Source organism: Acidisphaera rubrifaciens HS-AP3, assembly GCF_000964365.1.
Taxonomy (GTDB): Bacteria; Pseudomonadota; Alphaproteobacteria; order Acetobacterales; family Acetobacteraceae; genus Acidisphaera; species Acidisphaera rubrifaciens.
The window spans coordinates 1-2,346 of sequence record NZ_BANB01000668.1 but is presented as its reverse complement, the minus strand read 5'-3'; the positions used below and the strand labels follow the sequence as shown (position 1 = coordinate 2,346).

General features: G+C 69.7%; 2 protein-coding genes and 1 pseudogene. 1 reads left to right on the top strand and 2 read right to left on the bottom strand.

Annotated elements, in window-relative coordinates; translation table 11 throughout:
* Positions 1-1,213: outer membrane beta-barrel protein (locus tag B8460_RS16100; RefSeq protein WP_048862630.1), on the top strand; the 1,213-nt coding region annotated here is incomplete at its 5' end.
* A gap of 6 nt (positions 1,214-1,219) precedes the next feature.
* Here B8460_RS16100 and B8460_RS16095 read toward each other — a convergent pair.
* Both B8460_RS16095 and B8460_RS22215 read right to left on the bottom strand, forming a co-directional pair.
* Positions 1,220-1,876 carry an SOUL family heme-binding protein gene (locus B8460_RS16095; RefSeq protein ID WP_084623751.1) on the bottom strand — a complete coding sequence of 219 codons (657 nt, stop codon included), beginning with the start codon at positions 1,874-1,876 and terminating at the stop codon, positions 1,220-1,222.
* A 99-nt stretch (positions 1,877-1,975) separates the two neighbouring features.
* Positions 1,976-2,346, bottom strand: a pseudogene (locus B8460_RS22215) (hypothetical protein); the annotation flags it as partial.

The window sequence follows — 2,346 nt, the reverse complement described above, 5'->3', positions numbered from 1 at the left end:
GGCGGCGGCGGCCGCCGCGCCGGCGCCCGACGCATCGGCCGCGCCGACCGGGCTGCAGCTCGGTGACGGCATCAGCCTCAACGCGCAGTTCGAAGGCGGCATCTCGGTCGATCCGCTCGGCCAGCACGGAAGCAACGAGAATTTCGGCCAGCTCTTCACCGACCACAACAACCAGTTCCAGCTCAACCAGATCCTGCTGACGCTGCACCGCGAACTCGACCCCAAGAACACCGACTATCAGTGGGGCTTCCGCATTCAGGGCCTGTACGGGTCGGACGCGCGCTATACCCACTTCCTCGGCGAGCTCGATACGACGATCGGTGAGCGCTACCAGCTCACCATCCTGGAAGCGGACGTCCTGGCGCATCTGCCGTGGCTGTCCGACGGCGGCATCGACGCGAAGGTCGGCCAGTACCCGACGCCGCTCGGCTACGAGACGATCGATCCGTCGACCAATCCGTTCTACTCGCACAGCTACATCTTCAATTTCGGCCTGCCGTTCCTGCACACCGGCGCGCTCGCGGTCTGGCATGCCAATCCGACGATCGACGTCTATCTCGGCGTCGATACCGGCAACCAGACGACGTTCGGCAACTATGCGGGCGACAACAACGGCGCCCCGGCCGGCATCATCGGCTTCCAGCTCAACAACCTGCTCGACGGCAAGCTGACGCTGCTGGTGCTCGATCACATGGGGCCGGAGAACTCCTCGCGCGTGGTGCCCAACGCGAGCGGTTACATGCGCTACTATAACGACATCGTGGCGACGTACAAGGCCAACGACAAGCTGACGTTCGTTACCGAAGGTGACTGGGTCCATGACGCCTATGGCATCGCCGGCACCGGGGCCGACGCCGGCGGCGTCGCGCAGTACGCGTCCTACACGCTCTCCGACACGCTGACGTTCAACGCGCGGGCCGAAATCTTCCGCGACGACAAGGGCTTCTTCGTCGCCGAGTATCCCGGCAACCTCGACGCGGTGAACGCGCTCGCGGGGCTGCCGAACGGGTCGATCGGCATCGGCCCCGGCACCTACAGCGAAATCACGCTTGGTGTGACGTGGAAGCCGTCCGGCCTGCCCGCGCCGATCGCGGGCATCATGATCCGGCCGGAAGTCCGCTACGACTACAACCTCGTCAACACGAAGGCCTATGAGAACTTCACCGACCGCAACAGCCTGACCTTCGCCTCCGACATCATCGTGCAGTTCTGAGGCGCGTCACTTCGGCGCCTGCGTGACCTCGACCACCGCTTCGTTGCGGCGAAGCGGTGGCAGGGTCCAGGGCGGGTCGTAGAACCAGTCATAGACATCCCCGACCGGCCGCCACGCGCTGCCGGCCAGCGCGGACAGCAGCGCCGCGTGCGCCGCCGCCACATGCGTGTCCGAGGTCGAGCCGCTGTAGCGCCAGACCGCCACGGTCTGCGCCGGCACCGTGACGATGCGCACGCGCGGATCGTTCGGCACCGGCAGCGTGGCGGCGGTGAACCCGGGCGGCATGTAGAAGGTCATCGTCAGGCCATGGGCGCCCGAGGGGGCGCCAGTGGGGGCAGCGGACGTCGCGACCGGCGCGGTCATGGCGATCGAGGCGCCCGCGGCCGAGGTCGCGACCGGCGCCGTCATGGCGATCGATGACTGGCCGTGGTTGGCCCCGAAGATATAGGCGGCGAGACGCCGGAAGGCTGCGCTGCGCGCCGCGTCCGTGTCGCCCTCGGCCTCCGTCTGCGCCGCGAGGCGCGGCCCGTAGGCGCGTATCTCCGCGTCTCCCACCTGCGCGATCACGCGATAGGCCGGCTGCGGCGTGCCCGCGCGGATGCCGAAGACGGAACAGGCGCCGAGCGCCACCGCGGACGCCATCGCGCCGATCTTGCCAAGCATCGCCCGTCTCCCTCTCCGTCCGGTGCCGCCGGGCACGCCCGATAAGATGGGAGCGCCGGGCGCCGCGTCACGCCCCGGGCCGGAACGCGCCAAGGCGGGTTACGTCCCGCGCGCGGCCTTGCGCGCCGCCTGCGCCGCCTGGAACGCCGCCATGTAGGCCGCCGGCTCGGCGCCCTCGAACGCTTCGGAGAAGGCCGCCACCCCGGCCTCGATCGCCTGCCCGGTCGGCAGATCCTCCCACGCCCGCACCAGCCGCTTCTGGAGCCGCAATGCGCCGGGCCCGCCCGCGCAGAGCGCGGCAAGCAGACGGTCGAGTGCGCCCGGCAGCGCCTCCGCCGTCGCCACCGCCTCGACCAGACCCCAGGCGGCGGCTTCCTCCGTCCCGATCACCTCGCCCGTCAGCACGAGCCAGCGCGTGCGGCCCCAGCCGATCAGATGCGGCAGCAGCGCCGCCTCCACCACCGACGGGA

Coding starts and splice junctions, on each gene's coding strand:
- B8460_RS16095 (WP_084623751.1), bottom strand. CDS start 1,876: ATGCTTGGCAAGATCGGCGCGATGGCGTCCGCGGTGGCGCTCGGCGCC.